At 39.7% G+C, this 25,082-nt stretch carries 29 protein-coding genes and 1 pseudogene; 7 read left to right on the plus strand and 23 right to left on the minus strand.

From position 1 onward, the window contains the following. The first annotated feature begins 370 nt into the window (after nucleotides 1–370). Together K348_RS0100010 and K348_RS0100015 are read left to right on the plus strand one after the other, a co-directional pair. On the plus strand, nucleotides 371–1,342 hold the full coding sequence (locus K348_RS0100010; RefSeq protein ID WP_029901708.1) for an HNH endonuclease: 972 nt from the start codon (nucleotides 371–373) through the stop codon (nucleotides 1,340–1,342). A 37-nt stretch (nucleotides 1,343–1,379) separates the two neighbouring features. Then, nucleotides 1,380–2,294: a phosphoribosyltransferase gene (locus K348_RS0100015; protein WP_029901710.1), complete on the plus strand. Its 915-nt coding sequence runs from the start codon at nucleotides 1,380–1,382 to the stop codon at nucleotides 2,292–2,294. Between the two features lie 108 nt (nucleotides 2,295–2,402). Here the strand turns inward: K348_RS0100015 and K348_RS18235 are convergent, their stop codons facing one another. From K348_RS18235 to K348_RS0100125, 21 genes and pseudogenes are all read right to left on the minus strand, one after another. Beyond that, nucleotides 2,403–2,705 (minus strand): helix-turn-helix domain-containing protein, encoded by a 303-nt coding sequence (locus tag K348_RS18235; RefSeq protein WP_051697435.1) that lies wholly within the window; start codon nucleotides 2,703–2,705, stop codon nucleotides 2,403–2,405. Nucleotides 2,706–3,096: 391 nt separating this feature from the next. After that, nucleotides 3,097–3,531: a DUF3872 domain-containing protein gene (locus K348_RS0100030; RefSeq protein WP_029901714.1), complete on the minus strand. Its 435-nt coding sequence runs from the start codon at nucleotides 3,529–3,531 to the stop codon at nucleotides 3,097–3,099. A 14-nt stretch (nucleotides 3,532–3,545) separates the two neighbouring features. Further along, entirely contained in the window at nucleotides 3,546–4,133 is a 588-nt protein-coding gene (locus K348_RS0100035; RefSeq protein ID WP_029901716.1) for a conjugal transfer protein TraO, read from the minus strand. 42 nt (nucleotides 4,134–4,175) lie between these two features. Next, nucleotides 4,176–5,156 carry a conjugative transposon protein TraN gene (traN, locus tag K348_RS0100040; protein ID WP_029901718.1) on the minus strand — a complete coding sequence of 327 codons (981 nt, stop codon included), beginning with the start codon at nucleotides 5,154–5,156 and terminating at the stop codon, nucleotides 4,176–4,178. A gap of 71 nt (nucleotides 5,157–5,227) precedes the next feature. Continuing rightward, entirely contained in the window at nucleotides 5,228–6,523 is a 1,296-nt protein-coding gene (traM, locus tag K348_RS0100045; protein ID WP_029901720.1) for a conjugative transposon protein TraM, read from the minus strand. Further along, complete coding sequence (locus K348_RS0100050; protein ID WP_029901721.1) at nucleotides 6,507–6,785, minus strand: hypothetical protein; 279 nt, start codon at nucleotides 6,783–6,785, stop codon at nucleotides 6,507–6,509. Before K348_RS0100050 ends, traM begins: the two co-directional genes overlap by 17 nt. After that, nucleotides 6,772–7,056: a TraL conjugative transposon family protein gene (locus K348_RS0100055; RefSeq protein ID WP_051697436.1), complete on the minus strand. Its 285-nt coding sequence runs from the start codon at nucleotides 7,054–7,056 to the stop codon at nucleotides 6,772–6,774. Before K348_RS0100055 ends, K348_RS0100050 begins: the two co-directional genes overlap by 14 nt. Nucleotides 7,057–7,069: 13 nt before the next feature. Continuing rightward, complete coding sequence (traK, locus tag K348_RS0100060) at nucleotides 7,070–7,693, minus strand: conjugative transposon protein TraK (RefSeq protein ID WP_029901725.1); 624 nt, start codon at nucleotides 7,691–7,693, stop codon at nucleotides 7,070–7,072. A gap of 132 nt (nucleotides 7,694–7,825) precedes the next feature. After that, nucleotides 7,826–8,817 (minus strand): annotated as a pseudogene (gene traJ / locus K348_RS18240) (conjugative transposon protein TraJ). A gap of 101 nt (nucleotides 8,818–8,918) precedes the next feature. Next, the gene (locus K348_RS0100070; protein WP_029901727.1) at nucleotides 8,919–9,548 is read right to left on the minus strand and encodes a DUF4141 domain-containing protein; all 630 of its coding nucleotides are present in this window, start codon (nucleotides 9,546–9,548) and stop codon (nucleotides 8,919–8,921) included. A 54-nt stretch (nucleotides 9,549–9,602) separates the two neighbouring features. Next, nucleotides 9,603–10,118, minus strand: a complete 516-nt coding sequence (locus K348_RS0100075; protein ID WP_369793885.1) for a hypothetical protein — start codon at nucleotides 10,116–10,118, stop codon at nucleotides 9,603–9,605. Nucleotides 10,119–10,142: 24 nt separating this feature from the next. Continuing rightward, nucleotides 10,143–11,072 (minus strand): fimbrillin family protein, encoded by a 930-nt coding sequence (locus K348_RS0100080; RefSeq protein ID WP_029901731.1) that lies wholly within the window; start codon nucleotides 11,070–11,072, stop codon nucleotides 10,143–10,145. An 81-nt stretch (nucleotides 11,073–11,153) separates the two neighbouring features. Further along, on the minus strand, nucleotides 11,154–12,089 hold the full coding sequence (locus tag K348_RS0100085; RefSeq protein WP_081852470.1) for a fimbrillin family protein: 936 nt from the start codon (nucleotides 12,087–12,089) through the stop codon (nucleotides 11,154–11,156). A 47-nt stretch (nucleotides 12,090–12,136) separates the two neighbouring features. Then, entirely contained in the window at nucleotides 12,137–12,364 is a 228-nt protein-coding gene (locus K348_RS0100090; RefSeq protein ID WP_197027609.1) for a hypothetical protein, read from the minus strand. A 53-nt stretch (nucleotides 12,365–12,417) separates the two neighbouring features. Beyond that, complete coding sequence (locus K348_RS0100095; protein ID WP_029901737.1) at nucleotides 12,418–13,002, minus strand: hypothetical protein; 585 nt, start codon at nucleotides 13,000–13,002, stop codon at nucleotides 12,418–12,420. A gap of 11 nt (nucleotides 13,003–13,013) precedes the next feature. Next, a complete protein-coding gene (locus tag K348_RS18650) occupies nucleotides 13,014–15,182 on the minus strand; it encodes a M48 family metallopeptidase (RefSeq protein WP_029901739.1) in 2,169 nt (722 codons plus the stop codon). Nucleotides 15,183–15,219: 37 nt separating this feature from the next. After that, on the minus strand, nucleotides 15,220–15,762 hold the full coding sequence (locus tag K348_RS0100105) for a DUF3575 domain-containing protein (RefSeq protein ID WP_029901741.1): 543 nt from the start codon (nucleotides 15,760–15,762) through the stop codon (nucleotides 15,220–15,222). 27 nt (nucleotides 15,763–15,789) lie between these two features. Further along, on the minus strand, nucleotides 15,790–16,242 hold the full coding sequence (locus K348_RS0100110; RefSeq protein ID WP_029901743.1) for a DUF3876 domain-containing protein: 453 nt from the start codon (nucleotides 16,240–16,242) through the stop codon (nucleotides 15,790–15,792). A gap of 18 nt (nucleotides 16,243–16,260) precedes the next feature. Continuing rightward, complete coding sequence (locus K348_RS0100115; RefSeq protein WP_029901745.1) at nucleotides 16,261–18,759, minus strand: TraG family conjugative transposon ATPase; 2,499 nt, start codon at nucleotides 18,757–18,759, stop codon at nucleotides 16,261–16,263. A gap of 4 nt (nucleotides 18,760–18,763) precedes the next feature. Then, nucleotides 18,764–19,108, minus strand: coding sequence for a DUF4133 domain-containing protein (locus K348_RS0100120; protein WP_029901747.1), 345 nt, complete (start codon nucleotides 19,106–19,108; stop codon nucleotides 18,764–18,766). Nucleotides 19,109–19,182: 74 nt separating this feature from the next. After that, nucleotides 19,183–19,476, minus strand: coding sequence for a DUF4134 domain-containing protein (locus K348_RS0100125; protein WP_029901749.1), 294 nt, complete (start codon nucleotides 19,474–19,476; stop codon nucleotides 19,183–19,185). A gap of 246 nt (nucleotides 19,477–19,722) precedes the next feature. Between K348_RS0100125 and K348_RS0100130 the strand changes: the two genes are divergently transcribed. The 3 genes from K348_RS0100130 to K348_RS0100140 are packed head-to-tail and all read left to right on the plus strand — an operon-like array spanning nucleotide 19,723 to nucleotide 21,545. Continuing rightward, nucleotides 19,723–20,124 (plus strand): VOC family protein, encoded by a 402-nt coding sequence (locus K348_RS0100130; RefSeq protein WP_029901751.1) that lies wholly within the window; start codon nucleotides 19,723–19,725, stop codon nucleotides 20,122–20,124. Nucleotides 20,125–20,133: 9 nt separating this feature from the next. After that, on the plus strand, nucleotides 20,134–21,075 hold the full coding sequence (locus K348_RS0100135) for a YafY family protein (RefSeq protein WP_029901754.1): 942 nt from the start codon (nucleotides 20,134–20,136) through the stop codon (nucleotides 21,073–21,075). Next, nucleotides 21,072–21,545 (plus strand): GyrI-like domain-containing protein, encoded by a 474-nt coding sequence (locus tag K348_RS0100140; protein ID WP_029901755.1) that lies wholly within the window; start codon nucleotides 21,072–21,074, stop codon nucleotides 21,543–21,545. The genes K348_RS0100135 and K348_RS0100140 overlap by 4 nt, the downstream gene beginning before the upstream one ends. Nucleotides 21,546–21,695: 150 nt before the next feature. Here K348_RS0100140 and K348_RS19110 read toward each other — a convergent pair whose 3' ends face one another. After that, entirely contained in the window at nucleotides 21,696–21,869 is a 174-nt protein-coding gene (locus K348_RS19110) for a hypothetical protein (protein WP_156032673.1), read from the minus strand. Here K348_RS19110 and K348_RS0100150 point away from each other — a divergent pair. Continuing rightward, entirely contained in the window at nucleotides 21,862–22,167 is a 306-nt protein-coding gene (locus K348_RS0100150) for a hypothetical protein (protein WP_029901757.1), read from the plus strand. The two genes, K348_RS19110 and K348_RS0100150, sit on opposite strands and share 8 nt — an antisense overlap. On the opposite strand, the gene K348_RS0100155 is transcribed toward K348_RS0100150, so the two are convergent. After that, a complete protein-coding gene (locus tag K348_RS0100155; protein WP_029901759.1) occupies nucleotides 22,164–23,036 on the minus strand; it encodes an AraC family transcriptional regulator in 873 nt (290 codons plus the stop codon). The two genes, K348_RS0100150 and K348_RS0100155, sit on opposite strands and share 4 nt — an antisense overlap. Nucleotides 23,037–23,256: 220 nt before the next feature. Between K348_RS0100155 and ftsH the strand changes: the two genes are divergently transcribed. Beyond that, nucleotides 23,257–25,071 carry an ATP-dependent zinc metalloprotease FtsH gene (gene ftsH / locus K348_RS0100160; RefSeq protein WP_029901761.1) on the plus strand — a complete coding sequence of 605 codons (1,815 nt, stop codon included), beginning with the start codon at nucleotides 23,257–23,259 and terminating at the stop codon, nucleotides 25,069–25,071. Nucleotides 25,072–25,082 lie beyond the last annotated feature (11 nt).

Raw genomic sequence — 25,082 nt, forward strand, 5'->3', positions numbered from 1 at the left:
TCCAGGCAGGGCAGCCTCAATATGGCAGCATTCTGAAACAAGTTTGTCATTATCATTAAAAATTACATGATTACAGCCAGGAAATGCACATTGATTCCCGGAACGTAACAATAACATCTTTATTGTTTCAGTAGCTGGTGTAAGTCTTTTGGTGTTAGCCATCAATCAAAGATTATTTAAATACTATTTATTCATTTTCATAAAGATCAAAGATAGTTAAAATTAATGTTTGTTAGATGTTAAATTCGAATGTAGAACTTTATCATCTTTTGAAATCATTCATCCTTAAACATCTTAATATTCACTATATTTGCAATATGACTGATATAAATTATTGAATAATTAAAATATTAGGAAATTTATAATTTAAATGAAAAACCTTGATTACTATATCCTATGCTTTACTCACTTAAGGAGAGCTCCCAATAATGGAGGTGCCCCTCATAAACCGATTTTATTATTGAGTATATTGGATTGCATTGAAAAGGGATATATTTTAGATAATAGAATTTACATTACTCCTGAACTTATTGCATATTTTAAAAGTAACTGGCAAATATGGGTGAAATCCAAACATATAATGAATTTCTCCATGCCATTTTATCATATGTCGGGAGAACCATTTTGGAACCTCATTTTAAAACCAGGTTGCGATTTAAAATTAGATAAAAGCAATTCGATAAAATCGTTCAACCTGCTGAACACAGTTGTTGACTATGCATTGATGGATGATCAATTAATGCAATTATTGTTTCAGCCTGATAATAGACAAATATTAAGAACTATCCTGATCGATAAATATTTTCCTACTATTCATCATTACACTGCAAGTAATATGGCTTATCTGGATTCTATTGCGGATGAGATACTCCACGACTCTGCAATCCAATACATGAAGAAGATTGAAAATATTAAGCAGAAGGAGAATATAGTAACATTTGAAGAAGAAATATTCCTGCGAAACTATGTTTTCAAGAAGCAGATTCCTTTAATATATGATAATACATGTTGTATATCCGGTTTAAAGATTAATACATGGTACAATATATCAATGATTGATGCTTGCCATATTATTCCTTTTTCCCAGACTCATGACGATACCATTGGAAACGGGTTGGCTCTTTGCCCCAATCTTCACAGGGCGTTTGACCGTGGATTAATTTCAATAGATGAAAACTATAAAATTGTTGTATCAAATATATTTAAAGAAGACAAAAAGAGTACACACTCTATTATACAATTTGACCGGAAGGAAATCAATTTGCCATCCAATGAAAAATTCCACCCGAAAATGGAAAATTTATTATGGCATAGAAATAATATCTTCAGAAGTTCACAATAATCATTTGACTTAATAGTAATTGGATAATTAAAATAGCATGTTGCAAAATATACGTTTGGGATCAATTATGGTAAGTACAGCCGAAAACAGTGCTTTTGCTGTGATAAATCGGTTAATTGATTCCATTGGTCCCCGGACGGAGCTTGTCATGACTTTTTTTGAAGACGGTCGATTCGGTTATTATTGTTCTAGTAATAAAGGATTTTTAAAGCTCGCAAAACAGTTCGGTTGGTTACTGACCGATAACAGGATAGATGAGTCAGGAATAATAACAGGAGAGGGCTACTATGCTACCCAATGGTTTGACGCCTGTTTCTGGCAATGCAAAAGTGAAAGACGAAGTATAGATCTGGAACATATATTGAGAAATAACTGGCAAAGTCTTGAAAGAGACGAATATTACCCACATAACATGCCTTTCAGACACTTCGAGAAAGACGGATATAAATGCTATTATATTTATGATTACTACACCAAAAATTCCAAACACGAAAGAACCGACCTGGACAAGAGAGCCCGAAATCTCATTTTTAATATGAAAAATGGAATTGCGGACCATCAGGCTGCACGTATACTTGGCAATGCCATAAATCTACAGTTTGATAAAGAATCGAAATCAAACCATCTGATAATACCTATCGCAGCATCAACAATTGAAACCCATACAAAAAGATTTTCCCGTTTCTGTCAGCTTTTATCTTGGTATACCGGTATAAAGAATGGTTATGATACAGTTGAAGTTGTGGAGGAAAAAATTGAAATTATTCCTAAATCATTGGTTTCACTACATCATATTAAATTGGATAATAAAAAGCTACACCGCAAATCCGTTTTTCTTATTGATGATGTATATACGACAGGAGGATCATTTACCGATATGGTATACAAGTTAAAGAAACATGGTATTACGGATATACAAGGGATTTTTCTAAGTAAGACCAATTTTGATTAGATATGAAACCGGTCAAAACCTCAATTCTTAAAAGACCTATTATAAACAAAGTGCCTGTTTCACAACAGGCACTTTGATAATGTTTAATTAATTGATTATGCATTCTATTTAATCATCAGTCGGATCTTTCTTCCGAGTGTTATGCTTCTGAAAAAATTCCATAACATCTGATTTCCTGTAATAGACCTTCTTATCTATTTTATAAAAAGGTATTAGTTTCAATTGACGGTATCTTTGCACCGTTCTTTTTGTTACTCCTAGTAAATAGCATAAATCCTGATTATCTATAAGTTCATCACCATCAAGGATAGACTTATTTCTAATCATCTTATCCAATTTGTTATCAATTTTGTCAAACCGTCCGGTTATATAGTCCTTGATCTCGTTCAATTTAGTAAAGCTATCATCCATAAATCTTAGTTTTTATATATGAAATTTTATAATAGAATTCTGAATTGTAAATATCAGAAGCTATATCCGTATTGATTCACAAGTTGGATTTATCATTTTTATTTATTTTATATATCCATGAATATTAGGAAGGTGGATATATAAGAATTTTTATTATCACTAGATAAGCATTTCGATACTGTGAGATTTATTATCAAAAAAATGAATAAATAGTATAAACCCGTAAATTTCACAACTTGGTATTATTGAAATTTTCAGACAGAATATATACAGATGGCCTATTCTAATTCATCTCCCCACAATTCAATATCCGTCTTCGCACATTTAATACTAATAATAATATATATCCAGGAAACCATTTGATATATTGCAATAACATACATCCATACATTCATGATCCTCTACCCTCCTCTGAAGTGTCGTTATTAAAATTGAAGGATAGTGGAAACTCTTTACCGAAATTGTCGTAAAAGACAATATCTATCGTTTGTCTTTCTTCTGACATAGAGGTATAATATAACCGGAATGTTTCTTTTTTCAATTCGTAGCTGTCATTAGGTTCGAAGATCGTTCCATCATCCATAGACAATATACCTTTTCCTTCCGGTTGAAAATAACGAATATAATACTTAGCCTTATCATAATCACCGCTTTTATCCAGTTGGCAACGGATCTCGGCAGTCTGTCCGTATTTTAGTTTTTTCGGGACAGGAAGGTTAGTAACCTTGAATTCATAAGACTGCTGAACGTCAATATCGTCACTACAGGCACATGCTATTGCCGCAAGCAATAGTGTGTAAATAAGGTATGATGCAAATTTTTTCATTGTTTTTTTATTAATCAGTTAATAATGAATTTTATTCCTGCTCCAGCCTGAAAATGGAATTTACCAATTGTTGAAGTCGGTAGTATTCTTTCCCTGCAATGGATAAGAAGTATCATCCTGTCCGTAAGGAAAGTTTCTATCTCAAGACCGATAGCCCCACCGTAAAGGAATTTATCTTTATTTGTAAGTACAGCCCCGTCATACAGCTCTTTCTTTCCCCAGTTGACCGTTTCATATCCCGACATTAAAGATGCTCCTATAGAAACGAAAATAGTTTTAGAATAATCCGAGAGGAATTTTTTATAATATCCTATTTCACCTGTGAACTGTGAAACGGGTATATACTGGTTACTGTATCCGTATTGTTTTTGAAGGTATTCGATGCCATATATCCACCTGTTACCGCTTTTATTATAAGTAGCTACGCCTATACCTAATGCGAACGCCTGACCGTCACCGCTTGTCAGTTTAAAGCCATCCACTGCAGAAGCGGTCAGTTGTATTCCCTTTTGCCCGGGCAGGTAACGCTGAGCCAAAGTTTTTTCAGTAATGAGTAAGCTTAAGGTAAATGCCAGTGTTATTATTAATATTATTCTGTCCATATATTTTTCGTAATTTATGTTTAACAAGAGGGTCTGAGACCTCTATTTTACTTTGAGTTCATTAATCCTTTCAGCCCTGATCAGGTCGGCATTCTCAATGGTAAAACTTTGATTACGCCCTCCCTGCTTTTCGTATAATTCCACAATAAGTTTCTTATCGTCGGGTATAGTAATTTTCTCTATTGTGAAGACTGTTTGCCCGGTAGAATTTCCGTGCACTTCAGTCACATAGTTAAATGCCCGGAGTGGTACAATAATCGTTTCCTGAATAGCGGTGCGTTTGGTAAGCTTTTTGTCGACAATTTTAAAGCGTACAAAATCTATATCAAAAGATACATTTGATTCATTCTTAATCTGGGTATGCAGGTAAAGGAGGTTGTTATGGGTGTAAATGCCTTTTAACAGGTACTGAATACCGAAGCGCTTACTGCCGATATGCTTTATAATACGTTTATCACCGTGATAAATGGAGCGCATAATCAGGTGCACAACTTTCGGGGATTCGCTGCCTAGGTCTTTCAGGTAGATCTCCATCGAATTATTGGGGCGGTTCACCGCTTCACCATTATGCATAAAATCCTTCATCTCGATATTGAGCTTCACCGGTTCATCCGAATACCGTATATTGAAGGTATAAAAACTTCCTTCTTCCGTGATGACGGACATATTGGTTTCTTTTTCAAAGCCCCTTAGAGCCGCTTTTACCCTGAGTACATTATCCGAACTCTGCGCTCGTGCCGCTACGATATTTGAAGAACCGAGATCAACATCCTTGATAGAGGATGGAAAAATAAGTGTAGTGGTCTTATCAAAAGTTACTTCGATGCCATATGGCGGTATCATCCTGTCAAACATAATTTTGCGGGTCAGTCCCTGATATAGGTCACCCACTGAAGGCTGTTCCTTTTTATCTTCTTCCTCTTGGGGAACATTCACCTCAGTTATTATTTCCTGTGAATGTCCATACGATACATGCAACAGGAGAGAAAAGATTAATACGGTTAAATATTTTATTGTTTTCATACTTTAATTTTTATTATTCATTTAAATGATTTTGAATTAAGACATATGCGTTTTGGCTTATTAACTTAATCCTATTTAGGTAATAACATCAGTTTATATCCGGCTTTAAGGATTACTGTTACCGTCCGGAATTTTTTTCCAAGATACTGGGACGTTCCTTGTATAAGCCCTCTGCCCGCATCACTTAACAACTGCTGTCCTGCACTTTGCTGTGAAATATTGATCGTTGAGCCCAGGTTACTGCCCATGTTGGCTGCTATTTCTTTGGCTGCGCTAAGTTCCATCGATCCGGGTATATGAATGCCTTTCTGTCCGTCCGAATCATAGACTGTCAGCTCCACATGGATAATCTTGCCTTCATGTTCAATCGTATTAATCAATACTTCGAGCCTCTCTCCCTGTATTTTTGCATGGCCCGTCAGCATGGTATTTACCGGGATAAAAGTATCCCCAGCTATCAGGGGTTCGGAAAGACGCATCCGCAAAATCTGTCCGTCTGTAACCTTCTGCTCATCATGGATACATGCGGAGATTGTATTCTTATTATTCCCGGCTGATTGTTTATCCATGGAGTTAAAACCGTAATTACGTTCCCGGTCATAGCGTTCCATCAACTCTTCATCACTCAAACGTTGGGATAAAGAAGAGACTACCGTTTCCAACAGATGATGAACAGGAGTTGCTTTCGGCTTCTTATTTGCAACCGAAGACTTTACAATTTTGTTTTTCATCTCTTCAGCCGACAATCCTTGTCCGGGGGGATAAGGATAGCCTTCTGCCTGCCCCTGCGGCATATATTTCGCTGCCATCTGATATGATTTTTCCATAAGGGCAAGTTGTTCATCCATCTGGGTTTTCCTGTTTTCCTTTTCGTCCAGTTTAGCCTCCAGGTCTTCCAGCCTCTTTTTCATTTCTTCCTTCTCCGGGTCTTCTTTAGGGTTTTCGTAGAAATTACCCAATGTCCTGTTTATATCGCTGTAAGCGGTTTGTGAAGTCTGAATGGCATTTCGTTTGCTTTGCTGTTTAGAAGACTGAGCAGCTTCACGTTCCACCTGTTGATTTTCCATTATATCTGACTCCTTACCGTCCGTATCCATCATAAAAGCATCCAGTGAGCGCATCCTGTCCTTTTGCTTTTGATCCAGCTGTTCCTGTTCATAAGCATCCCGTTTATCTGCAATAATCTCATCCTTTTTAGGATCGGGAATATCCGCATTAAATCCAATGCCTTCTTTCTGTTTTTCCTTTTCTGATTCGGATGGTGCAAATATCAGCCACATGCATCCTGCAAAAGCAAGGAACATCATGGCAAAAACAGCATATTTCTTCAATTGTTGTTTTTTGCCGGAGTTACCTGTCGTACTCATATTCGTCTGTTTTTTCGGTTAATAACTGAATGCTATCTTTGTCTGATAATTGTGCCAAAACCGTTTGTGCAGCCTTTACACTGTCGAATTTACTTTTAGGAACATAGGGATTATAATAAATATCTTCTATTTCCAGTTTCGTTTCCGGTTTATTTTTACCGCAGCATGTAAAAAGTATAAGAAAACATATCAGTAAAACCATTAAAGTGGATACAGGGCTGAATACACGAATATTTATCCGTTTTAATTTATTTTTCTTCATATTCATAAGTATTTGAGTTATCTACATGTTCCTTTTTCAGTATTTCAGGAACTTTTATCTGTTTTATCTCCTTATCATCAGCTTTACCGGATTTACCCCAGTTGTTTATTGTTGAAAACATAAAGTAAAAATTCAATATAGTGCCTGCCAGTAATAACAGTACGATAATGAATAGGCGGGTGTCGGGAGATAATAAGGCGCACAGATACCGAAGTTTATCCTGAATTTTGTCCCTTAACGAGATTGACAGGTCGTTTATCTTTTTCTTCATTTTTGCATGTATTTTATCTGTCCAGCACTCTTAAATCTTTATTCTCTTTAATCTCGAAAGCTTCAATTGTAAAACCATGGGGATTATTATCAGACCGCACCGAGTTCAAAAGGCGGCAGGATGTTATGAGGCTGCGTTCGGTGACGTTACTTTCCCGGATAATCATCTGACGGGCAAAGGTTGCTACACGGTAAGGATATACATCGAAATTGCAGGATATACTGTCAATCACCAGATTCTGATTAATATTACCGGAAATGACCCGGTTGTAAAAGCCCTTTTCAGCCAGGTCCCTGTAATAATTAAATGCGCTTTTGTCTGATAGTACCAAAGCTCGCTGGATATTACTCTCAATAGCGCTTTTATCAGGAGAGAGCGTGAAAAACAGTTCATGGAATCGCTTTACATGCTCACGGGCTTCAACCGGCCTGTTTTGTGACAGGTCCTGTGACAAGGCAAGCATCAGTGACTTCCCTTCATCGAGAACATAGATTTTCTGCCGTTGCTTTTCAGCAAAGTTATACGCCCAGAATACCGACAAAGAGGTAATGACTGTGCATAATACCAGAAAGGCAATGCTGAATATCCGCAGTTGCTTAAAGCTGGTTTCTATATTGGTTAATGATTTGAATTCCATAATTCTAATTTGTTAATGAGTTAATATGCCAATATGCCGATGATGAAATTGTTATTACTGAAATCCGGAAGCTTGAAAATATTGGCAAATTGGCACATTGAATAATTTGCATATTGATAATCCTTCGGCTTATCACCGCCCCATAAGCCGTCCACCGATGTTGCCTGAGGCAGCGCCGGCTGCTCCTGCGGCAACAGAACCGGCCTTAACTGCTGCTGTGTTCACGCTTTTCCCGTAATTACCCATTCCTTCGGCCTGGATTATCCATCCGGCAACAGTCGGTATCGTGAAATATCCTACAATTCCGATTATCAGAAAAATGATATAAATGGCATCAGAAGAGTCCATCGAATAGTTCGGGTCCGCTGTCATACGGTCTATATCTGCCTGTAGCATCAGTGATTGGAGACGTGCTAGAATGGAGCTGAACAGATCGGATACCGGAAGCCATAAATAAACGGTTATATAGCGGGATATCCATTGGGTTATAGTAGAGCCGAAACCATCCCATACTGAAATGGCAAAAGCCAGAGGGCCGAGTATGGCAAGGACAATCAGGAAGAATGTCCGGATAACGTCTATTACAAGGGCAGCTGCCTGAAAGACCAGTTGCAGGAAATTCCGGAAAAGTTCCTGAAACCATTTCTTCAGTTTATAAGCCGCACGGTCTATATATAAACCAGCCTTTTCACCTACATCGGTTACTCCCAGCTTTTTAAGCTCAGCTTCAAAGATGTCGTCGTCCACAAGATAGGCTGTCTCCGGATTTCTTTTTTTATCTCATACTCCAGTTTATCTTTTTGCTCGGCAAACTTTTTCATATCAAATGTTTCGGACTGCATCATCTGGTTGGTTCCCTGTACTACCGGACTCATAATACTGTTTATGGTACCCAGTACAAGGGTTGGAAAGAACATAATGCATGCACCGATAACAAAAGGTCTCAATAGCGGATATACATCTATCGGCTCTGCCCTTGCCAGACTTTGCCATACACGGTAGGCTACGTAGAACAAAGCTCCCAGGCCGGCAATACCTTTGGCTATACCGATCATATTGCTGCATAAGGGCATCATCTGGTCATAGAGCATCCGTAGGGTTTGGTGAAATTGATCGAAATCCATAGTTTTAATTTGAAAATGTGACAATTTGCATATTCGAAAATGAAAAGCCCTTCTATAGAGCAATTGGCTAATCTCCGAATTTGCTTATTTGCTAATTGATTCTACCAGTACCTGTCCGAAGGATTCCCATAAAGGGCTGTAACACGTGCCGTCTCTCCGGTCTTTTTTGCCCGCAGATAGGATACCCCGATATTTTTATTGGTAAAATACACCACAAGGTTTTTGTAGTTCAATATGGAATTGTATGAACGGTCCACAATATCCATACGCTCTTTATCGGTCATGGAGAGTGTCGTCACATTCACAACGTCCTTGAGTTCATTCAGGACACCGCTGCTCTCTTCCAGCAATTTTGCATAACCTGTGGCTATCGCATTCAGTTCTTCGATACTGTAATTAGGATCGGACATCATTTTCTGGAAATTAACGACATAGATATCTGATATTTCGCCAACCATCAGAATGGTTCTCTGTACTTTTCGTGCATCTTTTACAAGGTTGTGAACGGACCTGAGCTTGTCATAATACTCCTTTCCCAGCTTGTAAATTTTTACTGTTTCCTCGAAACTTTTTATCATGTTTGTCGCGGTCGTCGATGTCTGCACTACATTCCGCGTCGTATTTACAATACCTTGTGCCAGATTGGACGGATCGACGACTGTCCATTGTGCGTTTAATTGCGTTGTGAAGAATAAAACAAGTCCCCACAACATGAATAATCTCGTTTTCATATTGCCTATTGTTTAAGTAAATTGATAATTGATTTGCTGTATAAGAATGAAATGTCAGACAGGTTCAAATATTGCTTCGAAGTGTAAGGATTCACTTAGTACCGTATGATATATACTTCCACTCGTAGAACCGGAACTTCCCTGCCACCTTACAAATTTCCACCCCGATTTTGGTACCGCTTCTAAAAAGATTGTCGTACCATACATGATATTTACAACTGACCACCCTGAATCGTTTTCAAGATAATTCCGAATGAAACCCTGTCCTTGTATACCAAAATGGACGATGCCATACTTTGCGGTAAACCTTGCCTCAAAATGACGGTCATTCTCTACAGTGAATGAATAAATTTTCGATGTGGATACAAGTGAACCATATTCATACCATCCCTCAAACTTATAATCGGCATATTCGGTTGCTTTAAGTGTACAGATACTTCCCACGGAATATTTACCGGGTCCTTCAATAGTTCCGCCTCCGGTATTGTATACTGTAATAATTCCGTGGTGTAACGGTGCATATTTAACAATCAGATGTCTGTCTTTTGTCGCCTCGAATGTGTATTCCAGCTGATCGGATACTAATGTGCCGTCTTAAAACCATCCGACCAGATACCAATCCGGGTATACCCTCCCGTGAACAGTTACCTGCTCTCCATGCCCGTATATTCCACCACCATATACATTTCCTTCTCCATGGGCTTCGACACCTATCCTGTATTGCAGGGCACATTCAAACTGGTTTTTCACACCCGGTTTAAGGACAAGATCTTCTCCTGCCTTAAAAGTCCGGGTATTTCCGTCCACATGAAATACAAATAGCGTGTCGCCTCTGTTTATTTCCTGTTGTGGTGCGATATAACGGTATATAAAAGAGTTACCTATTGTTTGATCCAGAAACATTTTATTCAACTGCCTGGAGGAATTTTTCTCTTTTAATTCCCCCGTTTGGAGATTCAGGGATACAGCCGGAGTTTTACCGTAAAATTGTGCAGAGGCAGGTTTTTTACCGGATACAGAGTTGAATTTTACTTCCACTAAAGCCAGTTTATGAGTAAAATTAAGAGGAATCAGTTTGTCCATAATGGCGGAAGTATTTACAGCCCATAACAAATCACTCAACGTAATATTATCATCCTGTTCTTCCGGTACAATAAAATGAAGGTTCGTCGCATCGTCAATATTCTCCAGAAAAGGGTAATAGGCATAAAAATCCAGCTTATCTTCCTGCATATACAGTATTTTATCTTCTTCAGAAAAAGGGGAAAGGCCCTGTCCGTCAAAACGGTACTTTTTGTTATCTGCATAATTATCTTTGGCTTTGAGGCTAGAACCTTTTTTTACTGCATAAATGCCAATCAGGTCACCTTCTTCGAAACGGGTATCTGTGGCATAGGTTTCAGCACCTAATGTGAATCTTATCTGCCGCACCTCCGGACCGCTAAAACCTCCGGATTCCTCATCCCTATCACAACCATATAACAAGGTGAATAATGAAAGTATGACTAGTATATTAAATCTCATAATGCCTGCTTATTTGGTTTAGGAATAATACGGGAAGTAGAAACAGTTTTCACTCCCCGTATTACAAGTGTTCAACTATAATTAATAAAGATTCAGAGAGTTTTCGGGTCCTGTGAGCCAATCTGTAATGACAATATCATCGATGGTTAGTTCGGTTCCATTCAGCGTCACATTGAAAGTATTCTTTGTACCTTGCTTGAAAGTAGTATTGACCGGTATATAGTAATAGTAAGTCGAACCGTCAATAATAAATTTCAGGTATACCGAACCGTTGGCGGAAGTTTTGGATACCGGTAAAATCATTAGGTTCACAAAGTTTTCCTCTTTTGTAGGCATTTCTTCGGTAAGTGTAACCAGACCATTAGCATTTTCCACAAATGCCGGATTATGTTGTCCCTGGTAAGCAATCTCCCCCGATCCGATATTCAGAAGACCGTAACTTACAATTTCATATTTACTTTGGGCATTCAAAACTTCAACACGTGTTAGTTTTCCTTCACCCGGATAATTCATCTTCTTTACCTTGAATTGCAACAATGACAGCGCATGCTTCATACGCAGGCGAACATTGGGATTACTCCTGTCAACCGATTCTTGCCCTTCAGCATTCGTTCCGAACATATAATCGACCTGGTTAGAAGTATATATAGGCACAGAAGCCGCATTCGTAATTGAAGTGGTGTATGGAAAATAGGCGTAAATAATAGCCGGTGTATCGGATAGTTTTACCTGTGGAGTTAGCACCCATTTACCTGATTTAAATTCCGCCAATGCATTATTGTAAGGCCCGATAGGATAGTTTTGTCCGATTGCACCCGGAGTGACGAATAGTCCCAGTTTAGCTCCATCCGGGAATGTACTGAGCGGAGCATAAGTTTCCGGCATGCCTGAAATTTCAGTTTCTACATGCAAATCAGCAGTCTTTTCCGAAATACGCTGAGGTTCATCTTCATTATTGCAACCCGAAAATGAGAACAACATCGCGGACATAGCCGCCATAAAAAGAATCTTTTTCATTTTGTTTAATTTTAATTTGGTTATTATTGGGGAGCCACCTCCCTTTATTAAATTTCAATTTTACCTTCTTCTCCGGTTTCCCAGCCTGTAACTTCCGCCTCCATACCCAACAGTCCGAGACGTATTTCCAGTGTAATATGTATTATCGGAGATTCAAATCCCTCGAATTGTCTTGTCAGGTCTATTAGAGCATGGTGACTAGTGCCATCCGACAGTCTAAGGTCAACTTCAAGGATATTTTCAGTTGCTTCCGGTGTATCCTTATCTGGATTCATGCCGAAAACTACATTTGAGCTGCGGAAAAGGCCGGCTTTTTGCTTTTTGGAATTCACTTGCAGAATAGTACTGGAGGTATTGCCTTTCCATTTGAAAATGAATAGCCGGACTGCACTCCTGTTAGATTACCAGAAATATTATCGACTTCCTGCGCCACGCCGTTATCGGGTATTGTAAAATCGATTACTACCTGCTGAATGCAGGAAATGGGTATTATTTCGCACGCAGTAGTTTGTCCTGCAATTATCGTTACCTCTTTTTTATCCACATATATAACAGGCGCTTGTCCTATGTACTGATTGTTCCCCTGTATGTTTACAGGCAGGGTAATGGTTGCGGATTCTGCTTCATCCAGATTATAACTGACACCTTCGGCTATGTTAAACGCAAGCAGTGTCATCCTGCCTTCCGGAATTTGCTTGAGAATCGTATCACCGGATATCAAATAGCTATTGACAGGTTGGGTATAGAGCTGCAAATTAATCTCTCCCGGCTGCTTATCTCCTTCGAGCAGGTAATTCCAGTTCAGACGGATATCCAGATTTCCGTCATATACACAATCTTCCGAAAAATCAACGAGGCTGCATGATGCCAATATCATACTGATGAATACAGTAATTAGTTTTATCTTTTTCATTTCTTGAGAGTTTAATGATAGTCTTCGTTATTAAGCCCGTGAGCTTTTATAAGTTTGTTTATTTCGGGATCGAGCGTACCCCGCCAGCGTTTGGTAGCATCCAGTTCAACTGACCTGAGATAGCGCTTTACAGCTTCTTCTTCCTGACCTGTTCGTGAGGCCAGTACTGCCATCAGATATTCCCCATCCGCACTCTCGGGCTCATTCTCCAATATATGATAAGCCGCTTTATCATAGCCGAGGCTCATCATGCAAATCGCCGTATTGAAATCAGCATATTCATTCAGGATTTGCAAAGCTTCACCATATTTTCGCTTCATCATCAGTTCTATGCCTTTAGCGTAGTATGTATCCGGCTCGGTGGTATGGATCGTATCTTTTAGCATCCCTCTGCGGTGCATATGGAAAGTAAAATCGACTGCCCTGAGCTTTGGATAGAGCTCGTTACGTATAATCCTGTAACTTTCCGGGTATTTCTGCTTTATCGTCTGCTCGCGGTTATCAGGGTCACCGACCGATGAAATGTTTTCAAGGATCGATTGCTTTTGATCAATTCCTTCGGTTTCCTGTATCAATCTGACCAATCCGTCCCAGTCCTCACCGTAAGGATAGACCGGTAGCATTTTTTCAATTCCATATATTTCCGATAACTCACCGAACAGATAGACCCTGATAGATTCTCCCCTCTTTTTTGCCAGCAATAAATTGGAACGGTAACTGCCTTCCGGAGAACATCCTGCCTTTATCGAAATACTGTCCATCGCAAACTCACCGGTTTCTGTCAGTTCAACGATCATCTGATGTACCTTATCTGTTTCACTCTGGTTTAAGCCGAGCGAAATATCCAGTTCCGATCTTCCGGCCTTAAAAGTGATATTTGCCCTTAGTGAAGAGGTCGCTTTGCGCTCAATGATCTTTCGCTTATACCGTGGTGTGTGATCAATGAAATGTATCATTGAAGAGACTGTATAACTGAGTGTATCGGAAGGCGGTAACAGGTATTCCCTACCGTCTTTTGTCATTATTGTCCCGTCGACATACAGCTGCATCCGGTTACTATCCTCATCGGTATTTAATTCCTGATGGTAGTAGTACACGACTTTGCCTGCATTAAATATGACGGAATCCAATTTTGCCGTCTCATTTTTAGGAAAGCGAACCATGCTCCTGAAGGCGATATCCATATTATCTTTCAATAACCGGTTTTTCTCTATCTTGTCGTTCTTCAGAAAGCGTTTGATAATAAAAGCCGAGTCCGCAGCGGTGAACGGTTGGTAATCATTTATATATTCACCCTGAAATCTGTCGTCGCGGTATTTCTTTATCATAGTGGATGCAGATAACTCACGCAACATATAGAATTGGGGAAATGTTGATGATATAAACCTGAACCAGTTATGATAGACCGAGGCTAGATAGGTGGTATCTCTTTCGAAATATTCATAGCGCTGCCTTATCTTCGAATAACTTAGCCTTTTCCTGAGGGTTGTTTTATTTTTATCTATTTTGTTATTGAAAAGATCGTAACGGACTTGCAGCTTTCGGGTATAATTGCTAAAACCTACATATTCCATAGAATCTCTGTATATCCTGTCGAGTTCGGATTTTAAATAACCTGAGATATACCTGTTAAAGGCACCGGTCTTTACAAAATGGTCATTATAAAGACTGTCGGGAATTATCCGGCTCATGTACTTTTCATACCTGCGGTAACCTTCCTGCCGTACTTTATCGAATTCTCTTCCGGTAAGGATCAGATCGTCAAAATCACTCTCCGTCTCCTTTTTGATAAGATGAGGCGTCAGATTTACCTGCCAGTCTTCATGGATCAGGTTTTCGGGAATATGTACCATAAAATCCACGTCTACTTTTCCGAACCGTTCGGGTATGCTTTTAAGCTTGGCGGTAATCGTCACTTCGGAAAGATGTACGGAAACCTGCCTGTTTCCTTCCTTATCTAGTTCTGTCTGGGCGTAGATGGTCTTATTACCGTATCTGTCCTTCATCTCGACTACCGAAGGGAGATCATCTTCATTCTTTTTTTCCGTCTGTTGTTCCGGTTGTACAGGCAGCGACACTCCAATACGGGCGTTGCTGTCAGGACGCCTGACGGCGCAAGACGATAAAAGGACAAGGGCTATTACGGTGAATAATACTATCTGTATTCTCTTTTTTCTCATATCGTTTATTTTCTGATAACTGTTGACTGTTGACTGATTAAAAGAGATAGATAAGGGAGACGGCGACCTTATTGGGTACGGCATACCATTTGTTTTCATCACTTACTTTTTTGCCGCACTTTTCGCACGGGTATTTGTTATAATCAGCGTATACTAATCCTACGCCTCCTTCCACTTCCAGATTCCAGCGAGGAGAAAGCAGCCAGGCATAACCTAAGCTGATTCCGGCTCCGAAGGCAGTACCCTCATAACGGTAGTCTTTCCATGTGAAATGATATTTCGTTCCGATAGCATTCACTCCCCCAAATGCATGTACATAGGATTCAAGCAACCAGTAACGTACCCCCGGCATAGCGGCAATATGCTGGAATTTCTTATTATCCTTGAATACAAATGGATTGTAATAGACTGGAAGATGCAGCGACCATTTCCTATTCAGTGTCATACTGGCCTCGATATTCAGTGTGGTAGTTCCCAATGCAGGGATATTGGTTCCCAATGAATAAAACTGGCCGTATAAATGGGACGAGCAAAGACACAGGAAGGTCATTAGAGCATATATCGATATGATCTTTTTCATTCGTTTATTTATTTGATTATTACTGTTTTATTCTGTCGGAGTGTTATGGGCGCCGTCTTCTTTTATAATTTCGGTTTCTACGTTTTTATGGTGTGCGATGCGTTTATAGGTTTCATTTGAATGAAGCATAATCGTATCGGGTTCGGGATGATAAACCAGATGTTGCGGCTCAATAAAAATTGTGCCTGTATTGAAGTAAGGCCAGCCTGAATCCTGATGGATCGTATAGGTTTCCATGGTCAGCCTTCTGAATAAACCCCGCTTTTTAATAAAGAGCAATTTATATATATCATTCTCCCTGTAGATGACAAACCGGGTATTGGATGTTATACTTTCCCATTCACCGCACATGGTGTCCAGATCGTCAATCATATCGTGCCTGCGGTCTTCCGTAGCGTACAGGTTTAAAATACCCTTACATAAAGTCTGGAGTAGGAAAGCCATATTTTCCAGTTCTGCCTTGTTAAATCTGTAATTCATAATCTTCTATGTTTTTAATTAATTATTTCGTTTATTATTTGCGAGCCTTTTGATGGCCAGTTCTATATTGCCGTCCAGCTTTTCAGCCAGCTGGAATACTTCCATCTTCTCAGTCTCTTCGGTCGTATATGCCAGATATTCTTCCATCGAAACTTCGGTGGCATAGACCGCCGATTGCACTCCGCCAAGTCCGATCCACACTTCTTTGTATTTCCTGTTCGGATTATTGGCCATATTGATGGACAGTATCTGTGACTTTTCTTTATCGGTCAGTCCCAGTAATTCCTGTATGGAATCGAATTTGTTCATGTATTTACGTTGGTCGAGCAGGATTTTACAATCGGAGTTGTTGATTATGGACTCTTTGACTATCTCCGAGCTTAACAGATCTTCGACCTCCTGTGTGACCGTGATTGCCTCGCCAAAATATTTACGGACAGTCTTATACAAATACTTAATGTACTCTGCCATCCCCTCTTTGGCGATTGCTTTCCAGGCTTCTTCAATTAATATCATCTTGCGGATTCCCCTTAATCTTCTCATTTTATTGATGAATGATTCCATAATGATAATCGTGACTATCGGAAACAGGATTTTATGGTCTTTAATGGCGTCTATCTCGAAAACAATAAAGCGTTTTGACAGTAGATCCAGCTGCTTATCCGAGTTCAAGAGGAAATCATACTCACCTCCCAGATAGTATGGCTCCAATACATTCAGGAAATTATGAACATCGAAATCCTTCTCGCGCGTATTCTTCTTCTCGAGAACCTGCCGGTATTCGTCATACACAAATTCATAGAAAGTATTGAAACAGGGAATAACCGATTTATCCGTCTTTATCTTCTCAAGATACTGGTTGACGGCATTGGACAGGGCTACTTCTTCAGCGCGTGTCGGCGGCTCGTCATCCCTTTTCCAGAGGGTTAATATCAGTGTCTTGATAGACTCTTTCTTCTCAATATCGAAAATGCCGTCATCCGTAAAAAATGGATTAAACGAAATCGGGTTTTCTTCGGTATACGTAAAATAGATTCCATCCTCTCCTTTGGTCTTGCGGTTTATCAGTTCGCAGAGTCCCTGATAAGAGTTTCCCGTATCGACTAACAGTACATGCGTACCCTGTTCCCAATACTGCCTGACCATATGGTTCGTAAAAAAAGATTTTCCCGAACCGGAAGGCCCTAAGATGAACTTGTTACGGTTGGTGATTATACCCTTCTTCATCGGCAGGTCGGAAATATCCACATGAATTGGTTTTCCGGTCAGCCTGTCAACCATCTTGATGCCGAAAGGCGACGGAGAATTCCTGTAATTGGTTTCTTCCACAAACAGGCATACAGCCTGCTCGATAAAGGTGTAAAAACTTTCCTCATTCGGAAAGTCTCCTTCGTTTCCGGGAATGGCCGCCCAATACAGGGTAGGCACATCGATGATATTGTGGCGCGGCTTGCATTCCATCAATGCCAGTTGCGAGCCGACATCGTTTTTGATACGTTTCAGTTCTTCCGAATCTTCGCTCCATGCTATTACATTGCAATGGCAGCGCACGGAGATAAGACCGAAGCTATGGGCTTCGTTCAGGTAATGCTCGATCCATTCGCGGTTAATCTGATTGCTGCGGCTATACCTCGACAGGGAATGCATATTGCGCGCCTGTTTCTCAAACTGACTGAGGTTTTCTGTGTGGTCGTCAATAAAAATGAACTGGTTGTAAATATGGTTACAACTTAATAATACGCCCACAGGTGCGGCAAAGGACAACCTACAATCGCTCCTGTCGGTGGATAACTTCTCATACCGGGTGTCAGTATTGACCTTAGTGGGAAGATCTTCCGAATCGGACAGGGTATGCAACACCAGCCGCTTATCGCCGATACGCATCTCAGCCGGGTTCAGGTCAATATCCTTCAGGCAGGTCGTGTCTTCCTGAGACAGGGAGAAATATTTTTCGATAATACCTGCTTGTTCTTCCAATCCGGTGATATCATCGGTAGTCATTTTTTTGAGGCTGATAAATCCGCTATCATTAATGATCCGCTCGAATTGGTCACAGCTCTCCATAAACCGGAGCGCCGTTTCCTTATCCTGCATTTCTTTAGGTATGATAAAGCCTCTGGTCAGTGCATTGAAATTGCTTTGCTGACGTGCCCGTTCTTTCGTTGTCTTGGTAAGGAACAGATAACTGGTATGATTCAGGTATGGCCGCTCATTGAAGTGAAGCTGGAAACTGCGGTCAAGGAAACTCATGTCGGCAGAGCGTACCTGGGGTTTATAATTTTCCTGTATAAACCAGTCCTGCTTATGTACGATGGAATAATTCGGTAATACTTTGATGGCTTTAAGCCATGAACCGTGGATTGCTTCATATTCTGCGGATGTGACTGTATAGAGTTCGGGAAGTTCCACCTGGTAACAAAGTGTGATATCCGCATCCTTGCTGATAATAATACCATGCTCTACGGATAACAGCGGAAACTTACTCTCTAATGTTGCTGCTTTTAAAATATTCCTCATCGCGTCAGCTGTTATTGTCCATTTGTATTGTTGTCCTGACGATTCGTTTGAAAAGATGGTTTATCTTCCGTCGGTTAATGATATAGCGGGGATGGTTCGCCAACGCCATCAGTTTTAGTAATCCGTATTCACCGTATTTACCGTTCAGGAAGAAAGTACCCCAGACAAGCCCTCCGCCGGTAATAATCCCGAATCCGATACAAATCCACTGACTGACCCCTGCCATATACATGATTACAAAAAGTATAAATACAGCCAGTAATCCTCCTGCGAATATGAAAAGGTATTGCGCTTTGAGACCCTTGAACTCGCTATTGCGCCCAATGCCTTTGTTGATTGAATATTCCATTTTCTAAATCTTTAGTTCTAAATCGATTTTTTTGTACTCTCGGGCTTTCCCCATTGGGGAAACAAAAGGGACATTTACAAAAAGAATGATCTCAGGATTGTCGCAGCAACGATAAGGAAGATGCACGCTCCGAACCAGGAAGCTGCAGTCTTGGAGGTATCGGGATCTCCGGAAGAGAATTTTCCGTAGACTTTGACTCCGCCGATCAGGCCGACAACCGCGCCAATGGCATAAATAAGTTTGGTGCCGGGATCGAAATAAGAGGTTACCATATTGGTGGCTTCGGTAATACCGGCCTGGCCGTTGCCTTGGGCATACATGGCGGTTGCAGCTAAGAGAAATGTGGAAAGAAAAAATAATTTTTGCATCGCTTTTACATTTTAAAATGAATAACTAAATGAATTGCGATATCAAATATATTGGAACTAAATAGCTGAATTCCAAACCTGTCGGCGTATTGCTTTATATGTCATAATGTTTCACTTTCAGGAATTACGGTAGGGTGTTTTCTTAATGATACCTTAAAAAAATAAGGTATTAAAAAACTTGCTGACATACTGTTGTCATTCCCACCTGATACATTTGCAGTGTAGTTAATTAAAAAAAATATAAACATGAAAATTAAACCTTATTTAGCCTTTAATGGCAATGCAGAAGAAGCATTGAACTTTTATGCCGGAGTATTTAACGGAACAATTGGAGAGATATGTCGCTATGGAGAATATCAGGAAATGGAAAGCCCCGCGGGTTACAAGGATAAGATAATCCATTCCAATCTGGATTTTAATGGCTGCACAATCAGTATGGCAGATACGATGCCCGGTACAAAAACCGATTTCGGTTCAGGTCTTACAATAACGGTATTTTGCGATACAGAGGAGCAGCTTAAAGACATTTATGCAAAATTATCTGTCGGCGGACAAATAAAATGCGAACTTTGCCAGCCGGGTTATGCTAAGTTATATGCAGAAATTCTGGATAAATTTGGCGTACTTTGGGCATTGATTATTGAATAAAATTGCACAGTGGATAAAGACTTAAACCGAATTGACCGTATATCGGCATTATTAGTACAATTACAGTCGCGACCGATTGTCAAAGCCTCTGAGATGGCAAAACGTTTCGGGGTAAGTCTCCGGACGATTTATCGCGATATGAGTACCCTGTCGGAAGCAGGAGTGCCCATATGTGGTAATTCGGGAATAGGTTATTCACTGGTTGAAGGTTACAGGCTGCCTTCGCTTATGTTTACCAAAGAGGAAGCGATGGCTTTTCTTACAGCCGAAAAGATTATCGAGCAACTGACCGATACCCAGAACAGCAATTATTTTCGTCAGGGAATGGATAAAATCCGTGCTGCATTACGGGCAGTGGATAAAAAATACCTTCACGATATGGAAGATACCATTGCTGTATATAAAAGCAGGAATACCAAAGAAAGTTTACCCAATCTGATGCAGGTAATACTAAGCAGCATTAATGATAAATTAATCGTAGAGATTAACTATACAAATGCAGGAGAAAATAAAAGCAATCGGTTATTGGAAGCTGTCGGTATCAGTTATTCGCATCCCCGTTGGTATCTTGCCGCCTGGTGTCATTTAAGGGAAGAATACCGGATGTTCAGGCTAGACCGTATAGAGAATATAAAAATTACAGATAGTAAGCATACTAAAGTTCATCCTCCATTGGAATCTCTTATAGAAGTAGATGATCCCAACTGCCTTCATGAAGTAATTTTGCATACGAGTAAAGAGGTGTCCAAAAACTTTGCCGACAGATGCCATTACATGGGTTTAGTAGAAGAAAAAGAACTTGAAAACGGGCAGATTGAACAAACATATATGGCTTATTCTCTTGAAGGTCTAGCGAGGTGGGTATTGGCAAATGCCGACACAACAACAGTGGTTAAGCCTATTGAAATAAAAAGTATCATAAAACAAATAATTAAGAATTTAGACCTATGAAAATAAATAGTACAGAGATAAAAAATCTTGAACCGATAAATACAATTGCAATCTCACATGTAGGTGATTATTCCGCTATTGGAAGCGCATTTGAGAAACTTGCGGCATGGGCAGGTGAGAACAACCTTTGGGCGGCTATGCCTAAAATGGCGGGTATCTATCACGATAATCCGATGGATACTCCGACAGATAAACTCCGTTCGGAGGCTTGTCTGGAAGACTTGGCAGGCACTGAACCGGGAGAAGGAATGAAACGCTATACCATCACCGGAGGCAAGTATTTTATGATGCAGGTAGAAGTAACTATGGCAGAATATGGCGAAGCCTGGCAAAAGGTATATGTTTTACTTGGCGAAAAAGGCTATGGATGCGACATGAGAGACCATTATGAAATTTATATCAGTTGTGTAGGCGATACTCAGGATGCTAACTCCCCCTGGATTGTGGATATATGTATTCCTGTTAATTAATAGATTATTAACAATTTTATAACTTTTTATTTAAAATAAATAAAGCCCGTGAAGTTAACATCACAGGCTATCTTTTTATATTACTCAAGAAAGTTGAGATCAGCCATTAGTTTATCGAGATCACAAAATGGTGATAACTTCCCTGTTCAATTAGATTTTCATAAATGATAAAGATTCGTCATTCAGGACATTTTTGTTATCTATACTGTCATTTTCATTTCCCCATCTCTTGCTATATTTACCTGCAAGAAGGATACATGTTCTATATACCTGCTTTATATGTCTTCGTATCCTGAAACCTAATTGAATAACCAATATGCGCATAGCCATTTTTTTGGATAACATAAATTATAAAGAATTGAATGACGGGCTAAAGACTATACTATTGTTTGATGTTGATGATTACTTAGTTGTTGCTGTCGGACAACAATTATTATTGATATATAATTTCAGCTACCTGATAACATGGCTTTTGGGCAAAAGAGTTGAAAAGGTGTATATGACAGGGTCTGACGAAGTAATAAAAAAAGCCATTGAGCATAGCGGGGTCATAACAGTGGAACCCTTGTCTAAAATAAAAGACAATCCGTTACTAAAATCACTTGAATTACCAATTGATTAGGAGTTCCTGTATTTCAACGGGGTCATTCCTGTATATTGTTTGAAGAATCGTCCGAAAAAAGAAGGATTGGCAAAGTTCAGATCTTCAGATATCTGGAGGATCGATAAATCCGTTGTTTTTAGCTGCTTCTTAATTTCGGTTATCAGCGCTATCTGTATCCATTCCTGAAATGAATTTCCGCTCACTTTTTTTATAATGGATGACAGGTAGTTTGGAGTCAGGCATAATTTATCAGCATAGAAAGCCAGTTTCTTTTCCGCGCGGAAATGTTCCATCAGCAACAAAAAAAACTTTTTGGCAACATCGTCTTCCCTGGATGATTGCCTGAGGATCCCTCTATCCATTTCAATCTTATAATAAGAACCAATCTCAAGCATGAGGGCCATAATCAGGGATTTGATTATATCTTCCTTAAATGCAAGGTCTTCATGATGCTGCTTTATAATGATAGAATGAAGTTCAAGAATATTATAGATGGCTTCTTTACTCACTTCAGTAACCGGATTCTCATTCATATTAACCAAAATATCCTTATCCATACGCAGGGGAAAAGAAACGATATAATCCTGAGAAAAAAACATCAGTTCGAACAGGAAGTCATCCGATACTTTTAACATTGTGCATAAATTCTTTGGAAATATGCAGGTAATTGTATTAGCTTTTACTCCATATTGACGATGGTTGACTTTCAGCATTCCGTTTCCTTTGATACATACTCCCAATATAAGACCGTCAAAAAGGAATGCTTCTTCCAACCCTATATAATCGGGAAATTTACTGCTGTCGGAAATAATATAATTTTTCAAAAGCGCATTTCCTGTTTCGTCTGCTACTCTTTTCAATGATAATGTTTTATGCTCCTTCTGCATATCTTATCTTTTAGTGTTTATGAAGCCAATCTGTACACAATGATACAACTTTATTTTCAAAATTCGTTATTCAGGACATTTCTATTGTCAAATCAGTTACATACGGGCAGATTTAAAACAGCACTTTTGTACTAAACAAATAAATAAAATTAAACGAATTATGGAAAAGCAAGAAAAGAAGAATAAACAAAATGAACCGGCTCAGAATGGCAATACGCCAATGCCTTCTTATTACAATTTTATAATTGTGCTCGTTGTATTGATGCTGATCAATTCATTAGTTGTACCGGGCTTGTCGGAGAAAAAAATAACCGATACCGATTATGGTACATTTATCGAAAAAGTTGACAAAGGGAAAGTCAAGCAGGTAAAGATGGATGAGGGGAAGATCTATTATTCTGCTTTGAATGACAGTAATGAAGAGCAAACTTATCAGACAGGTGCGGTAGATGATCCTGATTTGGTAAACAGATTACTTGCTTCTGAAAGCCCGAATGAAAATGGTAAGATTGAGTTCACCAAGACCATTCCCAGGCAAAACTCACCGATTATCAGTTTCTTGTTAATGTGGGTACTTCCGGGATTGATATTCTTCTGGATATTCCGTTCAGGCTCAAAAATGATTCAGGGACGTATGGGAGGAGGTGAAAACGTTATGTCATTCGGAAAGAGTAATGCCAAGATATATGCCGAATCGGAAATAAAAACAACATTCGCTGACGTTGCCGGACAAGATGAGGCAAAAGAATCCCTGAACGAAATTGTGGACTTCCTTCATAATCCGCAGAGATATGCATCAATCGGTGCAAACCTGCCAAAAGGAGCCTTGTTGGTAGGTCCTCCGGGAACAGGTAAGACTTTGATAGCACGCGCTGTTGCAGGAGAAGCGAAAGTACCGTTTTTTGCTATATCGGGTTCTGAGTTTGTACAAATGTTTGTTGGTGTAGGCGCCGCTAAAGTACGTGACCTCTTTAAACAAGCAAAGGAAAAGGCGCCTTGTATCATCTTTATAGATGAGATAGATACCATCGGTAAAAAACGAGACAGCCGTATGGGAGGTAATGATGAACGTGAACAAACACTCAATCAACTATTGACAGAAATGGACGGATTTAATGGACAAACGGGCGTTGTTATACTGGCAGCTACTAACCGCCCGGAAAGTCTTGATAGCGCTTTATTACGCCCGGGACGTTTCGACAGGCGCATACAGATGGAATTGCCCGACCTTGAAGGACGGAAAGCTATACTAAACGTACATCTGAAAAAAGTTAAACATGAAAATATCAATCTCGACCTTGTGGCACGTGCTACTTCCGGTGCATCGGGAGCTGAGTTAGCGAACATAGTTAACGAAGCAGCATTAAGGGCTGTAAGGCTAGGTAAAGATAGTGTAACTACTGTCGATCTGGAAGAAAGTGTAGAGGTGGTGATAGCCGGAGCACAGAAGAAAGGGAAGGTTATTTCTGATGAAGAAAAAAAGATCATTGCTTATCACGAAATAGGACATGCCATTGTTGCCGCCAAACAGAAAAATACCGCTCCTGTGCATAAGATAACCATTATACCACGAACCTCCGGCGCATTAGGCTATACCATGCAAGTGGATTCAGGGGATCAGAACCTGATGAGCAGGGAAGAACTGCTGAACAGGATCGCTACTCTGACCGGAGGACGTGCAGCCGAAGAAATAATCTGCAATACGGTTACAACCGGAGCATCCAATGATATTGAACAGGCTACCAAAATGGCGCGGGCAATGGTTACCCGCTACGGGATGAGTGAAGAATTCGATATGATGGCTTTGGAAACGGTGAATAATGCTTACCTGGGTGGCGATAGTACATTGACCTGCTCGCCTGAAATATCGGCAGCCATAGACAGGGAAGTACTCAAGATGATAAAAGACGCGCATGAAAAGGCATCTCAGATTATCAGGGATAACCTGGATAAAATACATGAACTCACGGATTATCTTCTCCAGAAGGAAACAATAACGGGAGATGAATTCATGGCAATATTGAATAAGAAATGAAATAGCTTTTC

It is taken from the genome of Prevotella sp. 10(H), assembly GCF_000711235.1.
Lineage (GTDB): Bacteria > Bacteroidota > Bacteroidia > Bacteroidales > Dysgonomonadaceae > Dysgonomonas.